Origin of the sequence: Lacrimispora sp., from assembly GCF_036758025.1 — a bacterium.
In the GTDB taxonomy this organism is placed as follows: Bacteria; Bacillota; Clostridia; order Lachnospirales; family Lachnospiraceae; genus Lacrimispora.
The window spans coordinates 35,718-51,921 of record NZ_DAIOXM010000007.1; the positions used below are offsets into that span (position 1 = coordinate 35,718).

The 16,204-nt window shown below is 42.6% G+C and carries 14 protein-coding genes and 1 pseudogene; 11 read left to right on the forward strand and 4 right to left on the reverse strand.

Annotated elements, in window-relative coordinates:
• The first annotated feature begins 34 nt into the window (after positions 1-34).
• From V7M78_RS07995 to V7M78_RS08025, 7 genes are all read left to right on the forward strand, one after another.
• A complete protein-coding gene (locus V7M78_RS07995) occupies positions 35-817 on the forward strand; it encodes a sulfite exporter TauE/SafE family protein (RefSeq protein ID WP_333648219.1) in 783 nt (260 codons plus the stop codon).
• Between the two features lie 17 nt (positions 818-834).
• Positions 835-1,956 carry an anaerobic sulfatase maturase gene (locus V7M78_RS08000; protein WP_333648221.1) on the forward strand — a complete coding sequence of 374 codons (1,122 nt, stop codon included), beginning with the start codon at positions 835-837 and terminating at the stop codon, positions 1,954-1,956.
• Positions 1,957-2,150: 194 nt separating this feature from the next.
• On the forward strand, positions 2,151-3,146 hold the full coding sequence (locus tag V7M78_RS08005) for a LacI family DNA-binding transcriptional regulator (RefSeq protein WP_333648223.1): 996 nt from the start codon (positions 2,151-2,153) through the stop codon (positions 3,144-3,146).
• A 22-nt stretch (positions 3,147-3,168) separates the two neighbouring features.
• On the forward strand, positions 3,169-4,602 hold the full coding sequence (locus V7M78_RS08010; RefSeq protein WP_333648225.1) for a sulfatase-like hydrolase/transferase: 1,434 nt from the start codon (positions 3,169-3,171) through the stop codon (positions 4,600-4,602).
• Between the two features lie 13 nt (positions 4,603-4,615).
• Positions 4,616-5,053, forward strand: a complete 438-nt coding sequence (locus tag V7M78_RS08015) for a tripartite tricarboxylate transporter TctB family protein (RefSeq protein WP_333648227.1) — start codon at positions 4,616-4,618, stop codon at positions 5,051-5,053.
• Between the two features lie 15 nt (positions 5,054-5,068).
• On the forward strand, positions 5,069-6,568 hold the full coding sequence (locus V7M78_RS08020) for a tripartite tricarboxylate transporter permease (RefSeq protein WP_333648229.1): 1,500 nt from the start codon (positions 5,069-5,071) through the stop codon (positions 6,566-6,568).
• A gap of 31 nt (positions 6,569-6,599) precedes the next feature.
• The gene (locus tag V7M78_RS08025) at positions 6,600-7,619 is read left to right on the forward strand and encodes a Bug family tripartite tricarboxylate transporter substrate binding protein (RefSeq protein WP_333648231.1); all 1,020 of its coding nucleotides are present in this window, start codon (positions 6,600-6,602) and stop codon (positions 7,617-7,619) included.
• Between the two features lie 235 nt (positions 7,620-7,854).
• On the opposite strand, the gene lepB is transcribed toward V7M78_RS08025, so the two are convergent.
• Positions 7,855-8,421: a signal peptidase I gene (gene lepB / locus V7M78_RS08030; protein ID WP_333648233.1), complete on the reverse strand. Its 567-nt coding sequence runs from the start codon at positions 8,419-8,421 to the stop codon at positions 7,855-7,857.
• Positions 8,422-8,619: 198 nt separating this feature from the next.
• Between lepB and glgB the strand changes: the two are divergent.
• The 3 genes and pseudogenes from glgB to V7M78_RS08045 all read left to right on the forward strand — a co-directional run.
• Positions 8,620-10,863: pseudogene (glgB, locus tag V7M78_RS08035) on the forward strand (1,4-alpha-glucan branching protein GlgB); the annotation flags it as partial.
• Between the two features lie 8 nt (positions 10,864-10,871).
• The gene (locus tag V7M78_RS08040) at positions 10,872-11,069 is read left to right on the forward strand and encodes a hypothetical protein (RefSeq protein WP_333648446.1); all 198 of its coding nucleotides are present in this window, start codon (positions 10,872-10,874) and stop codon (positions 11,067-11,069) included.
• Positions 11,069-11,980, forward strand: a complete 912-nt coding sequence (locus V7M78_RS08045; protein ID WP_333648235.1) for a mechanosensitive ion channel family protein — start codon at positions 11,069-11,071, stop codon at positions 11,978-11,980. Before V7M78_RS08040 ends, V7M78_RS08045 begins: the two co-directional genes overlap by 1 nt.
• 65 nt (positions 11,981-12,045) lie before the next feature.
• Here the strand turns inward: V7M78_RS08045 and V7M78_RS08050 are convergent, their stop codons facing one another.
• The 3 genes from V7M78_RS08050 to V7M78_RS08060 form a co-directional block, all read right to left on the reverse strand.
• Positions 12,046-12,855: a hypothetical protein gene (locus tag V7M78_RS08050; RefSeq protein ID WP_333648237.1), complete on the reverse strand. Its 810-nt coding sequence runs from the start codon at positions 12,853-12,855 to the stop codon at positions 12,046-12,048.
• A 117-nt stretch (positions 12,856-12,972) separates the two neighbouring features.
• Positions 12,973-13,566: a papain-like cysteine protease family protein gene (locus tag V7M78_RS08055; RefSeq protein WP_333648239.1), complete on the reverse strand. Its 594-nt coding sequence runs from the start codon at positions 13,564-13,566 to the stop codon at positions 12,973-12,975.
• Between the two features lie 53 nt (positions 13,567-13,619).
• The gene (locus V7M78_RS08060; protein WP_333648241.1) at positions 13,620-14,402 is read right to left on the reverse strand and encodes an SIMPL domain-containing protein; all 783 of its coding nucleotides are present in this window, start codon (positions 14,400-14,402) and stop codon (positions 13,620-13,622) included.
• 365 nt (positions 14,403-14,767) lie between these two features.
• Between V7M78_RS08060 and V7M78_RS08065 the strand changes: the two genes are divergently transcribed.
• Positions 14,768-16,168: an ABC transporter substrate-binding protein gene (locus V7M78_RS08065; RefSeq protein WP_333648243.1), complete on the forward strand. Its 1,401-nt coding sequence runs from the start codon at positions 14,768-14,770 to the stop codon at positions 16,166-16,168.
• Positions 16,169-16,204 lie beyond the last annotated feature (36 nt).

The window sequence follows — 16,204 nt, forward strand, 5'->3', positions numbered from 1 at the left end:
GAGATAATAATAATGGCAGGAAAGGGGGAATCGTGTGAATATCTTATTTTTTGTTGTCAGTTTTCTTACCAGTATCGCAGGAGCCATCTGCGGTATTGGTGGTGGTGTAGTTATCAAGCCAACCATGGATATGTTTGGATTTGCCAGCGTTTCTACGATTAGTTTTTTATCTGGTTGTACGGTATTAGCGATGAGTTTTTATAATGTCAGTAAAAACTTTATGGCCGGTGATGGTGGGATCGAGTTAAAGACCGGAACGCCGTTAGTATTAGGGGCGGTGGTAGGTGGAATTATTGGTAAACAAGTATTAATATTAGCAAAAGGGCTGTTTGATATCCCCAACCGGATTGGAGCCTTACAGGCGGGCTGTTTGGCGATTTTGACATTGGGAACCTTGATTTATACAATTAATAAAATGAGAATTAAGACTTATCAGATAGAAAACACCCTATTGTGTGCATTGATTGGTTTATTATTGGGATTTTTATCTTCATTTTTAGGTATTGGCGGAGGGCCAATCAATTTAGTTGCGCTATATTTTTTCTTTTCAATGAATATCAAAAAGGCGGCGCAGAACAGCCTGTATATTATTCTGTTTAGTCAGATATCCAGTCTGGCTGCGACATTGTGGAGCCGGTCAGTACCAGAGTTTACTATTCTGCAGTTGGTATTTATGGTGGCAGGCGGAATTTTGGGTGGTATGGTTGGACGGAGGTTGAATACAAAGATGGATGAAACGGCAGTGGGCAGGCTGTTTCAAATCTTAATGATTATAATTATTTTGATTAGCATTTACAATGTATATCAGTATTTGTGACGGTAAAAGGAGCAACGATGAACTATCTTCATATTATGATAAAACCAGCTAGTGGCATTTGCAACATGTGTTGCAAATACTGTTTTTATGCAGATGAAACAAGTAAACGTGCCATCTCCAGCTATGGCATGATGTCTGATGAAACACTGGCAATAGTGATTGAAAAAGCTTTAGAAGCAGCAAAGAAGCATTGCACCATTGCCTTTCAAGGAGGTGAACCAACCCTGGCTGGTCTCGATTTTTTCAAAAAAGCAGTGGAATACAGCAAGCGCTTGAATGTGAATCGCTGTAAGATTAACTTTACTATTCAAACTAATGGACTTATGATTGACAGGGAATGGTGCGAATTTTTTGCAACCAATAAATTTCTGGTAGGGGTTTCTCTGGATGGTCCCAAGGTCTTACATGACAAATACCGTGTTGACATTCAGGGAAAGGGAACGTATAGAAGAGTATTTAGGGCTATTCAACTGCTGCAAAGTTATCACGTAGATGTGAATATTCTAACTGTTATTACAGGTGATACTTGTCAAAATTTTGGCAAGACGTATGGTTTTTTTAAACGCAATGGTTTTACATATCAGCAATATATACCATGTCTGGATCCATTAGGGGAAGAACGCGGACAAAAAGTCTGGTCATTAACTCCGTCATGCTATGAAGTCTATTTAAAAACAGCATTTGACTACTGGTATCAGGAGGCGGTAAAAGGGAATAAGATTTATAATCGTTATTTTGACAACCTGCTGCTGTTATTAGACAGGCAGGCACCGGAAAGCTGCGGTATGAGCGGTGTTTGTGGCTGCCAGTATGTGATAGAAGCAGATGGCAGTTTGTATCCCTGTGACTTTTATATGTTAGACGAATATCGCTTAGGCAATTTAAAAACAGATAGCTTTGAAGAATTAGATAACCGGCGCAGAAAAATACAGTTTGTCGATAAAAGTGCTATTATGCATGAAGACTGCCGGCAATGCTGTTGGCATCCATTATGCTATGGTGGTTGCCGCCGAGATCGGGATTACTATGAGGAGGGATTAGGTAAGAATTATTATTGTGATGCTTATCGGACTTTTTTTGAATATGCTTATCCACGTTTAGAACATCTGTATCGAAGTATTGTTTCTCAGATTAGGTAATAAAATAAGTGTATTAATATATTCGGGAGTTGATGAAATACATCAGCTCTCGATTTTTTGTGCAATATACACAAAAAGGGAAAGATAAAATAGGTAGATGAAAGAAGATGAATGATTGCTTTCATGGAAGCGTCATCGCTATAATATAACTACAAGGCCTGAAGTAAAAATATATTCCTTATAAGGAGTTTTGCATGCAAAAGTTAACAATCTATGATATTTCTAAGCTGGCTGGTGTTTCAATCACCACGGTATCTCGTGTGCTAAATGGAAATGACAAGGTTAATCCTAAAACCAAAGAGCAGGTAGAGGCAGTAATCAGGGAACATGGATATACTCCCAGGCAGGCAGCCAGAAATTTTGTGCAGCGAGACTTATTTGCTGTCGGTTTAATGGTAGACGATATTCGGCATACCTATATGTCTGAATTAGCATATGCGGTTAATCAAGAGTTGGAGAAATGGAAATTGAACACCATTCTATGTAATTTGACGGATGTGGAAGGTGGATTTATTCATCAGGTGGACAATCTGATTGAAAAACGGGTAAATGGTGTAGTGTTGCTGGGTTCTGTCTTTGAACGCAGCATTTGTAAAATTGCTATTGAGAGGCGTTACTCCGAAGTTCCATTTGTAACAGTAAACGCTAATTTTGCTCTGCCTAATGTGCGGGAAGTAATGCAAGACCAGTATCAGGGTTTGAAAGATGCAGTTAAATATCTGTATCAGAAAGGAAAAACAAGGATAGGTTGGATTTATTGTCATCAATCACCTTCAGATCAACGTAAAAATGCTGGATTTTTGGCGGGGATGAAAGCCCATAATCTCAAGCCAGTGTATTTGAAGGAAACGATTGGAAAAACGCTGGAAGAAGGAAAGCAGGCAACGGCTGCTTTAATAGATGGCTTTCCGGGAGTGGAAGCCATCATTTACTCAAGCGATATGCTGGCAGTAGGTGGTGTTCACCTGCTTAATGAACGAAAAATTACAATTCCGGATCAGATTCAGATAATTGGTTTCAATAATTCTAATTATGCAAGAGAGTGTTATCCACCTTTGACCACCATTGACAACCACATCAGTGAAAGTGGAAGAGTAGCAGCTCAATTGATGATTAATATGCTTAATAAGCAACCGGCAGAAAGTATCCGTCTTGCATGCGGTTTGGCAATACGAGAAAGTACCAGATAATAATGATGGAGGAATTGTTTTCATGAAGAAACCCAATGTGATTTTTCTGATCCAGGATCAGATGCAGCAACGGATAATAAAAGAAGAATCCGGGTGCATTATGCCTAATCTGCATGAACTGATGAAGGATGGTGTGGTGTTTGAAGAAGCCCGTACTTGTAATGCCGTATGTTCACCGTCCCGAGCTTCACTCTTAACAGCAACACTGCCTCATGTGCATGGAATGGTGGATTGTACTCACACAGTACCACCCTATCGGGCTGATTTTGATGACAGTTTAGATACGGTTACGCAGGCATTTTGTGATGATGGGTATCAGGTTTCCTATTATGGTAAATGGCATATTGAGCGGACTCATAGGCTTGAGAAGTTTGGAATTCATACATACGAGACAGAAATGGACATTCCTGGTTTTCCAGTGACGGTATATGACAAAGTAACTCTTAGTAATCCTGGATATCCGGAAAAAATGTTATGCGGTATTTTCAAGGAAGATGCTACTCATACAGAGGAGCATTATATTTATGAAAAAGCAATGGCAGAGATTGAGCAGACTTGTCAGAAGGGAGCACCGTTCTGTACCTTTATTTCAACCTATGCCCCCCATGATCCTTATTGTGTACCTGAGGAAATCTATCGTCTTTATGACAACTGTGCACCCGATCTTCCAGTCAGCTTTTATGATGAGATGAATGACAAGCCAGTGATTTATCGACGGATGCGTAATGCTTTGAGGGGACTAAGTGAAGAGGATTACCGTAAGGCAATTCGTTGCTATTACAGCTATTGTACACTAGTTGATATTCAGTTTGGCAAGTTGATTAAATATCTAAAGGATAATCAACTTTATGATAATACCATGATCATTTGCCTCTCTGACCATGGTGATCTGTTAGGGGCACATGGCCTGATGATGAAGAGTGTGGAGTCTTTTGAGGAGGTTTACCGCATTCCATTGGTATTGAAGCTGCCCGGTCAACAGTTCGCTGGAAGTAGTTATGATTTTTACATTAATACTTATGAGATCGGTCCTACGGTATTGGAACTGGCTGGATGCCGCAGTTTGAAAGGTAATCAGACAGGAAATTCAATGGTGCCATGGATGATGGGTGAGAAAACAGATCGTCATTTTGCTTTCTCAGAATTTTTCGGGCAGCGTTATTCCTTTACTCAAAGGATTTACTGGGAAGATGATATGAAGTATGTTTTTAATGCTTTTGCAGAGGATGAGCTTTATGATTTGAGAAATGATCCTCATGAGTTAAGAAATCTGGGTGATGATCCGGCCTATCAGGAACAAAAAATAAAGTTGTGCAGTGGTATGTGGGAGCAAGTGAAACGTACTAGTGATATCAGCCTGGCAGATGCAGAGTATTTTATCCTTCAGATTGCTCCAGTTGGACCAGGAGAGAGAGAACAGAGCAGTGAATATTCGGTTTACAATAAGAAGTTTTAGAATGGGGGAAACAATGAAGAAAAACACATGGAATGTAAATGTTATCTTTCCGGCATGTACGTTTTTGCTTAGTGTAGTATATCTTTTCTTGGGAAGAAAATTTAATTTGGGAACTTTGAAACGTCCTGGCGTTGGATTTTTGCCGATGATATCGGGTTCTATTCTATTAATATTTTCCCTTTTTCAGACAATTAAGGAAATGAGGTCACAGGCTGAGGCGAAAAAGTTGGAAATTCGCTGGCCGAAGATTGTGATATTCTTTGCGTTGGTAAGCGTTTATGCATTATTGTTAAAACCACTTGGTTATACCATTGCGACTTTTTTTCTACTGTTTCTCTGCGCGAAGCTTTATGGTGCCAGGTCGTGGATCAAACCAGTGATTTTTGGTTTTTTGTTTGCTGTAATCAGTTATTATCTTTTTGTTGTGTTATTGCATGTACAGTTGCCATAAAGGAAGGGGAATGGAATGGATGTATTTGTTGCCTTAATGGAAGGCTTTAAAGCGTGTTTTTCGATGACAAATATGTTAGCCTGCATGTTTGGCGTTATTGTTGGAACGCTTACTGGTATTTTGCCAGGACTTGGTTCAACAAGTGCAATGGCATTATTGTTACCGTTGAGTTTTGGAATGGAACCAACTACAGCATTGATTATGTTGTCTGGTATTTACTATGGATCCATGTATGGCGGATCAACCACATCAATACTTGTAAATGTTCCAGGAGAAAGTTCAGCAGTAATGACCTGTCTTGACGGATATCAGATGGCAAAACGTGGTCGTGCCGGAGCAGCACTGGCGATTTCTGCAATTGGTTCATTTATAGCCGGAACCATTGGCCTGGTATTGTTGACGATGTTTGCTCCTCCGATTTCAACGATAGCTCTTTCTTTTGGGCCACCAGAATATCTGGCTATTGCGTTACTAGGCTTAATTATATTGGTTCTTTTGTCAGGTTCTATTGCTAAAGGATTTATGATGATGTTAATCGGTGTAATGATAGGAACCATTGGCCTGGACCCTTTGACTGGTGTAAATCGATTTACATTAGGGGTTGGAGAATTAAGCCGAGGTATTGATTTTGTTTTAGTTGCAATGGGTGTATTTGGCTTGGGTGAAGTTATTAATATGCTGAATGAGGGGAAACAGGAAGTAGAGATGGAAAGTGTTCGCCTGCGAGACCTGTATCCCAACAAAGAAGAAGTTCGGCGTTCGGTTAATCCAATTGTAAGAGGCAGCTTTCTAGGTTTTCTTTGTGGTTTAATTCCGGGACCAGCAGCAGTAATCTCTACTTTCCTTTCTTATGCTGTTGAAAAGAAGGTTAGTAAGAATCCGGAAGAGTTTGGTCACGGTGCAGTTGAAGGTGTAGCTGGACCGGAATCGGCAAATAATGCCGCAAGTTCAGCCGCCATGGTACCCTTATTATCATTGGGATTACCGTTTGCTCCCCCTGCGGCAATTTTGTTAAGCGGATTTCTGGTTCATGGAATTACTCCTGGGCCATCGTTGATTACTGATCATCCAGCAGTTTTCTGGGGATTAGTAGCCAGCATGTATATTGGTAATGTTTTGCTGTTGGTAATCAACCTTCCTTTTGTTGGTGTATTAGCCTCTTTATTGAAAACACCACAGGAATATCTGGTTCCATTTATTGTTGCAATAACCTTTATCGGAGCATTGGCAACAAACAATAGTGTGTTTGATTTGGGAGTTTTAATCTTTTTTGGTTTTATTGGTTTTATTATTAAAGAAGCCGGATATCCGCCGGCACCACTGGCAATTGGAATTATTCTTGGACCAATTATTGAAAGAAGTTTGATTCAGGGCCTGATTATGGGGGATGGAAATCCAGGGTATTTCTTTATGAGACCGGTATCTGGAATTATTTTAGCAGCAGCGATTGTGTTAGTTGGAGCAACTCTACTTAAAATGGTCGGCACTGTTTTGCGTAATAGACAGCCGTCATAATATCAGTCTGAAAAAAAGAGAGGAGAAGACTATGAGGTCAAAAAGATTAGCAATGTTATTGGGGGGAGTAGTAGTAGCATCTATGCTGGCTACAGGATGTGGAAACAGCGGGGCAGGGAAATCGGGAACGGCCCAAGCGGATTATCCAGCAAAGCCGGTACATGTGATTGTACCGATGGCCGCGGGAGGCCCTTCTGACCTGACAGCCCGGTCAATGGAAAAGCTGTCATCAAAATATCTGGGACAAGCTTTGGTAATAGAGAACAAAACAGGCGCCGGCGGTGTTTTGGGATATAATGAGATCGTTTCGGCAGCAGCAGATGGTTATACTCTTGGACTGGCAGCCACAAATATGATTTTGCAGCCACTATATGGTGGTACAGAGTATACTTATTGCGAAGAGTTCTATCCTGTGGCCCAGGCAGTATCTAATCCGATTGCAGTTGCAGTTTTAAGTGATTCTCCAATCCAGACATTAGAGGATTTGATGGCCTATACCAACGAACATCCAGGCGAATTGAAATATGCTTATACTAATGTGGGATCTTTGCCTCATGTAGCTTCTGCAATGTTTGTCAGTACTACCGGTGCCCAGATGGAGGCGGTTCCGTTTCAAGGTGGTTCTGATTCGATGACTGCTTTTCTGGGCAATAATGTTCAGGTTTGTTTTACTCAGATTTCTGAGCTGAAAGGTCATGCTGCCAATAATGCAGTCAGAATACTGGCAGTGGCGACAGAAGAACGTTTGGAAAACTTTCCGGATATTCCGACCTTTAAAGAAAAAGGTATCGATATTGTGTCAGCAACCTGGTTTGGAATTGTTGCGCCGAAGAATATACCAGAAGAGGTAAAGGGTAAGGTTGTTGAGTCCTTTAAAGAGATTATCAATGATCCTGAATTTATAAAAACTGCTGAAGATTTAGGTTATATTGTGGATTATCTGGGACCGGATGAACTGGCGGCTAAGTGGGAAACTGAGCAGGCCGTTTACAAGGATATTATTGAGAAGAGTGGTATTGGTGAAGAAATGGCGCGTCAAGCCGGAAAATAATGATTGTATAGAGAAGTCTGATTTCATCAACCGCTCTCGTGTTTTTAGGAGTATCCCAGAGATTTTGTAAACGGGGTAAACTGTACCCTTTGTCGAGAACATCATAAAAAAGCCCAACAATGGGCTTTTTTTCTGCGTCTTACTATTAGGGTACCGTTTACCTCATCTCATGAATTAGTTGAGTGCTGATATCAATTACCTTGGTTAATTAATATTGCTTTTGCAACAGCCTATTTTAATTGATTTTACTGATTGAGGGGAAGTAGCGGAACAGGACCTTAGCGATGATCTTATCTTTTTCCACGTATTTATTCTTCCAGCGTCTGGCATCTGCGGACCAATTCCGGTTGTCACCAAGCATGAAGTAGCTGTTTTCCGGCACCTCGAAGTGGGCATCCGGTTCTGGTTCCATGGGTTCCGGCAGATAGGGCTCTTCCAGGGGAGTGTCTGAATTGTTCAAATACACTTTGCCGTCCTTAATATCGATAATATCTCCCGGAAGTCCGATGACACGCTTTACATAATAAGTCTTTCCGGTAGGATCGTCTGGATAATGGAAAATAACCACGTCTCCCCGCTGGGGATCGTCAAAATAATAGGACAGCCTGGAGCCGATGACCCGGTCCTTTGCCATAATGGTCTGTTCCATAGATCCGGTAGGCACTCTGCTGTTTGCAATAATAAAGTTGTTGAGCAGGAATGCAATGACAGCGGCTGTAATGATGATCTTGACCCAGCTTATGATTTCTTCCTTCCAGCTGAATGTCCCTTGTTCTTTTTGTATGTCTTCATTTCTCTTCATGATATTTCGCTTCCCTTCCTGATGGTTCCATTACAAAGTTTAAATGAGATTGATTTATTACGCAAGGGGTTTTACAAAATGGTAAGAAAATATTCACAATCTCCCTGGAAAAGGATTCCAGGATTGGGGAAATCTATTGAAAATTACTTGTCTCAATGATAAAATATTTTTATAAGGAAGGACTAGGAGGAGCAATGAATGGACAAAAAATTATATGATCTTATGGATTGGGCCGGAATTGAGGAAATCGTGTATTCCGAATCCACCAATCCCCATGGGCTTCTGGGGCCTCATGTGACAAAGGCGGGCCTTTTGATTCAGGCATTTATTCCGAGTGCATCAAAGATTACAGTTAAAACCAGGGAAGACGGGAAGGAATATCCCATGGAACTGGCAGATGAGGCAGGTTTTTTTGCGGCACTCATTCCGTCCAGGACCGTTGTGGATTATACCCTTCTGGTAACTTATGACAATGACGTGCAGGATAAGCTTTTGGACCCCTATTCCTTTGATTCCAACTATACGGCGGGGGATTTGAAAAAGTTTGCATCAGGAATTCATTACAGCATTTATGAGAAAATGGGAGCTCATCCCGTAAAGCTGGGTCAGGCGGAAGGAGTATATTTTTCCGTATGGGCCCCCTGTGCCATGCGTGTCAGCGTGGTGGGAGACTTTAACCTCTGGGATGGCAGACGCCACCAGATGAGGCGGCTTGGGGACTCCGGCATTTTTGAACTGTTTATTCCGGGTCTTGAGGCGGGAACTATTTACAAATACGAGATCAAACACACCAATACCGATGTCCAGTTAAAAAGCGACCCCTATGGAAATTATTGTGAGCTGCGTCCTGCCAGCGCTTCTGTTGTGTGGGATATTGGGACATACCAGTGGAACGACCAGGAATGGATGAAAAAACGGACAAAACGCAATGCAAAACAGCAGCCCATGTCCATTTATGAAGTTCATTTGGGCTCCTGGCTTCGCAGGGAACCGGAGATGGATGAAGAAGGAAAGCCCATTGTTGGCTCTGAATTTTATAATTACCGTGAGATTGCTGAAAAGCTGGCGGAATATGTGGCGGATATGGGGTATACTCATATAGAGGTGCTTCCTGTTATGGAACACCCCCTGGATGCTTCCTGGGGCTATCAGGTGACAGGTTATTACGCTCCCACCAGCCGCTATGGAACGCCTGATGATTTCATGTACTTCATGGATTACATGCATAAGCAGGAAATCGGCGTAATTTTAGACTGGGTTCCGGCCCATTTCCCAAGGGACAGCTTTGGTCTGGCAAACTTTGACGGTACCTGTGTCTACGAGCATAAGGACCCCAGGCAGGGGGCTCATCCTCATTGGGGAACCCTGATCTATAATTACGGCAGACCTCAGGTTAAAAACTTCCTCATTGCCAATGCGCTTTTCTGGGCGGAAAAGTACCATGCAGACGGAATCCGGATGGATGCAGTGGCTTCCATGCTGTATCTGGATTACGGCAAGAATCCGGGAGAGTGGGTTCCCAATATTTACGGAGGCCATGAAAACCTGGAGGCAGTGGAGTTCTTAAAGCACTTGAATTCTATATTTAAAGGACGTAAGGATGGGGCGGTTCTCATTGCGGAGGAGTCTACCTCATGGCCCAAGATTACGGCTGATGTAAAGGAAGAAGGTCTGGGCTTTGACTATAAATGGAACATGGGCTGGATGCATGACTTTACCGGGTATATGCAGTGCGATCCTTTTTTCAGAAGGCATCATTACGGAGAACTGACCTTCAGCATGCTGTATGCTTATAGTGAGGACTTTATTTTAGTATTTTCTCATGATGAGGTGGTACATGGAAAGGGCACCATCATGGGCAAGATGCCGGGAGAGGATCTGGAGGCAAAGGCCGCTAATTTAAGGGCTGCCTACGGCTTTATGACAGGCCATCCGGGCAAAAAGCTTCTGTTCATGGGCCAGGAATTCGGCCAGATCCGGGAATGGAGTGAAAACAGAAGTCTGGACTGGGATATCCTGGAATATCCTATCCACAGTCAGGTAAAGGATTATGTAAAGGCTTTAAACCTCCTTTATACCAGTCAGCCTGCCCTGTATCAGTTGGACTCTGACCCTGATGGCTTTGAATGGGTGGAGTGTACGGATTCTGAGAACAGCATTATTGCATTTTTAAGAAAGACTAAGAAAAAAGAGGAAACTCTGCTCTTTGTCTGCAACTTTGATACCATTGCCCATGAGAAATTCCCGGTTGGGGTTCCATTTGCAGGGAAATATAAGGAAATTTTAAACAGCGATGCCGCTGTCTTTGGAGGAGAAGGCCGGGTTAATGCCAGGGTGAAGACTTCGAAGAAGAAAGAGGCAGATGAAAGGCCCAATTCCATTGAAATAACTGCGGCACCTTAAGTGTTATGGTATTTACCTGTACTCCTGAAAAGAGAAAGCAGGCTACTGTGAAGAAGGCCGAAAGAGTGAAGAAGGCTGAAAAGACCGAAAAAGATGAGACGGCTGAATTGGTGAAAAGAGCTGAAAAGGCTGAACCAGTAAAAGCTGTTGAAACCGCTGGAGAAGTCAAAGAATCCGGATCGGTAAAAAAGGCCGGAAAGCCAAAGTCTCCGGCAAAAGTGAAAGAGAGAGGAGTCTCTAAGTAATGATATTTGCTTCCATTCCCACCGTACTTCCGGAAGAAACCCTGGCGGAGCTGCAAAAGGAGGTTCAGGAAAACTTAAACCAGTTAAAGCCCAATGTCCTTATGGAGACCATAAAAGACTGGCTTCCTGAGCTGGTTGCCTTTGGAATCAATCTTTTGATTGCATTGTTCATATTGTTTGTAGGCTCCAGGATTATCAAACTCATTTACCGGATGATGAACCGTTCCTTTGTAAAGATGGATATGGAGACCAGCTTAAAGAAATTTTTGCTGTCTGTCTTAAAGGCATTCCTTTACTGTCTGCTGGGATTTATCATATTGGGGCAGATCGGGATTAATTCTGCGTCTATACTGGCAGTGTTCGGTTCGGCCAGTATTGCCATCGGCCTGGCGGTCCAGGGAAGTCTGGCTAACTTTGCAGGAGGGGTGCTTATCCTTCTTATGAAGCCCTTCCGGGCGGGGGATTACATTATTTCCAAGGATGGGGAGGGGACAGTCCAGACCATTGGTCTGGTCTATACGGTTCTGACAACCATTGACAACAGGCAGGTGGTCATTCCAAACGGAACCCTTTCCAACTCGGCATTGACCAATGTGACTGCCATGGAAAAGCGGAGAGTGGATATTGTCATAGGCATTGGATATGATTCTGATTTAAAGAAAGCAAAAGGGATTATGGAAAGAGTTATCCGGGAACAGGAAGGCATTTTAAAGGAAGAACCTGTGGAAGTCTTTGTCAGTGAGATGGCTCAGGGAGCCGTCATGCTGGGAGGTAGGGGCTGGGCCGCAACAGGGGATTTCTGGAAGGCCCGCTGCGGGATTATGGAACAGGTTAAGACCGCCTTTGATGAGGCGGGAATTGAAATTCCCTATAACCGGATGGAAGTACAGGTTAAGGAACGGCATTCCTGATATAGAAAACTGATATAAAAGAGGCGCCGCCATGTGATATGGGGCGCCTTCTTGCTGTAATTTATCTAGCTGGATTTCTTTGTATGCTTCTTTATCAACACTGCTGTTCCGGCTAATCCGATTGCAGCTAAGGAAATAGTTAAGTATATTAATCCAATATTGGGGGCTTTATAAGGCTTAATTCCAATGCCTCCGCCTAAGCCAATGGATGAAGAGTGTTTTGAGGCTTCCGCCACATCTTCAAAATTATAAACCGGAAATCCGCCATTTTTATGGCTTTTGGAGGTAGTCTCAGAAGGAGAGGCGATGTATTCCATTGCTTCACTGCCTGATTGAAAAGCTGCTGCTGCTGATGCTTCTGCAGGTATAATGAATCTGGCTTTTTGATCATCAAACACGATTGCCACTGCATACCTTATGCCGGGCAGTCCTCTGACAAACTCATAGTTGTACGAATCAGACGCCAATCCTGTGTTTGATAAGGAGATTTCAACGTTTTTTTGATAGTTTATACTTGGTTCATCATATACATATATTGCTCCGACAGTCCATTTTCCCAGCTTTTTTTTCAAAGTTTCTTGTACATCCTCTGGAATATCATCACTGATGCTGGTGACTTTGTCGATATCTACTAAGATGGTGGTATCATCGAGGAAAATAGGGATTTCCCAGACATAACTTCCATTCTTTAAAGTTTTTTCTATATCCTTTTTACTGCTGATGTTGTCGTTAAAAAGTTCTGAATTTGAATAAACCTTATATGCCCTATTAAAATCAATATCATCTTCTGAAATTTCACGGCCGATTTCTGCGCCAGGTCCACCATGATTTACCTGCTCAATTATTTCATCTTTTAAATGGGTTATCTCCTCCAAACCATTTTGGGAAGTTATTAATGCTTTCTGACCTGCTAGTGAATGAAAGGAACACAGTGTAGTTATACTCAAAATAGCAGTTAAAATGCGTAATTTATTTTTCGTAGTTACCTCCCTTTATCTGCCAATATAAATGCAATCAGTATATTTTCCGGTTCCAGTAAGGAAATTAAATCCATTAATTGCTTTATCATATGGAACGAATGTTGTTGCGGTATTCTCCCAAGGGTCAATGATTCTGATCTTCTCTTCTTTAACTCCATAGCCGGATATTACAACAATGTGACCTGTTGTAGCTGTCCATTTGAGAACACCAATAAGTGGGTTTGCAGAACTAATCAGCTCTGTAGTCTGCATAAAATCCATAGGTTTACCATGTATCCCTGATACCCTGATTTTGTCTGCGGCAAATTTCTTTAATGCTATCTCTGACATGAAAGTAAATCCTGGTAAATCAAAATCATGTAGAAACATTGAGGCGACAACCGAACTTTGAGAATCAGGACTTGATAGATTTACATATTTTCCCACCACTTCTGCTGATGCGACCCAGCACCAATTGTCTTTTTCCTGTTTCCTTCTCGTGACATCATCATAGATACTATCTAAGGCACCATCCGATTTAAAATACTGTACCACTACAGAGTTATTGATAGTTTTCCTGTATTCACCAACAACCATTGAGCCTTGGGGATGTATTCCTTCTGCCATCTTTTAATCGTATTGCTTAAATTTAAGAAATTCCCAGAAGAAATTGGTCGTTTTTATTTTATCTTGTAAGTTACCTTAATCTGTGCTTCCACGCCGATCTGACCGGGCTCTACGATCACAGACTTAAGGGCATTATCTTTAGCTGCTCCTGATTCCGCAGTGGCTGTATATCTGAGGTTTGCATAGGAAGTCAGTTCCTCTATGTAGGCGATGTCGCCCAGGGAAGAACCGCTGGCTTCTGCAATAACCTCTGCCTTTGTCTTAGCAGAGGCAACGGCCTTTTTAAGGGCGCTCTGGTAAGCTTCATCGTATTTGCTGGAAAGATAGCTGACACCTTCAATGCTGTTGATTCCTGCTTCAATGCTGGAGGAAAGCAGTGTTCCTACCTTATCCATGGAAACGTCGGATACGGTAATGGTAGTGCGCATCTGATAACCGTTGATGGTCTGCCCTGTTTCCTTCCAGTCATACATAGGCTCTAAGCCGTAGCCTGAGGTCTGGATAGAAGTCTCGGCAATACCGAAGCTTTTCAAAAACTCAATGACCTTTGCAGTGTCCTCACTGTTTTTCTCCTGGCACTTCTGAGGGTTGCCATCCTGAGTGATTACGGCAAATCTGACCTGTGCCATATCAGGAACTACCTGGATTGCTTCTGTGCTGAGAACCTGAACGGTCTTTCCTGCCAGGGCGTCAATGGAAGCAGCACCTGTCTGCGGATTCATTGCACTGACGCTGGCGGCTGAAGCGGAAAGGTTTTCTGCTTGGCTGCATGCCGTGATGCTGAGTGCTGCGGCTGCAATAAGAGCGGCAGCCAATGGTTTCTTTATTTTTCTCATAAATATTTCCTCCTTTATTTTCATGATTCTATTGTACCGGAAAATTCCAGAATAAGTCTTTCTTTTATCTTAACATTCCAGGTCGAAATTCATAGATTTTATTTACAAAAATTCCGGAAAATGGAATGATAGTTCTTTGATGGTCAAAACAATAATAAAAGGAAATAAATTAGGACAAAAAGTATATAATACGTACAGTAAGCATATGAAACAGATGGAGAAAAAATAAAAATGTAAAATATATTATAAAACTATTGCATTTATTTGTGCAATGTGCTATTGTAAGGGCATAAGGCATTGGAAACGTTACCGAAACCGTTACCGACAAGTTTCGGCATGTGCGCAGAGCACGGAAGGAGGATATTATGAAATTAGGAAAACTGGCGGCAATTACTTTGGCTGCGGCTATGGCAGCAGGAACCCTGATGGGCTGTTCTTCCGGAAATTCCGGGGGAAATGCAGGAGGGGAGCAGAAAACCACCCAGGCAGGGGAAACCACAGCTTCAGGAGAGACCCAGGCAGCAGAGGGAAAAGGACAGATCTATTACTTAAACTTTAAGCCGGAGGTGGCAGACATCTGGACAGAGCTGGCTGAAAAATATACGGCAGAAACCGGAGTCCCCATGAAGGTTCAGACTGCAGCAGCAGGCACTTATGAGCAGACCTTAAAGTCAGAAGTGGCAAAGAAGGAACCGCCTACACTGTTCCAGATCAATGGACCTATTGGCTATAAATCCTGGTCCAAGTACACCAGGAATTTAAAGGATACGGCTATTTACAGCCATCTGGTTGACAAGGATATGGCAGTCACAGATGGAGACGGCGTTTACGGCATTCCTTATGTAGTGGAAGGATACGGAATCATTTACAATGATGCCATTATGCAGAAATACTTTGCCCTTGACGGCGCAAAGGCCAAATCCATGGATGAAGTAAATAATTTCGACACCTTAAAGGCAGTTGCAGAGGATATGCAGGCCAGAAAGGCAGAGCTTGGCATTGAAGGCGTGTTTGCCTCAACCTCCTTCGCTCCCGGAGAGGACTGGAGATGGCAGACTCATCTGGCAAACCTTCCGGTTTATTATGAATATAAGGATGGAAATGTAGCCGATAAGGATGCTCTTGACTTCACCTATTCTGATAACTATAAAAACATTTTTGATTTATACATTAACAATTCCTGCACAGATTCCAAGATGGTAGGCGCCAAGACGGTTGAAGACTCCATGGCAGACTTTGCTTTGGGCAAGGCAGCTATGGTACAGAACGGAAACTGGGGCTGGGGACAGGTTTCAGGAGTAGAAGGAAATACAGTGAAAGAAGAGGATGTAAGGTTCCTTCCTATCTACACCGGAGTGAGCGGAGAAGAAAAGCAGGGTCTTTGCATCGGTACGGAAAACTTCTTCTCCATCAACAGCCAGGCAAAGGAAGAGGATCAGCAGGCTTCCATCGATTTCCTGGAGTGGCTCTTTACCTCTGATACAGGAAAAGATTATGTAACCAACAAGCTGGGCTTTATCGCTCCCTTTGATACTTTTGCAGCAGAAGAAAAGCCAACCGATCCTCTGGCAAAGGAAATTGACCGGTACATGAACAACAGTGATCTGTATTCTGTTACCTGGAACTTCACTTCCTTCCCAAGCCAGACCTTTAAGGACAATTTCGGTGCTTCCCTTCTTCAGTACGCTCAGGGCGGCAAGGAGTGGACCGCAGTGGTTGAAGACATGAAGGCAGACTGGGCCAATGAAAAGGCTATGACAAAATAAGACAGATGAAATGGGAGATGGGTGAGAGCGGGGAAA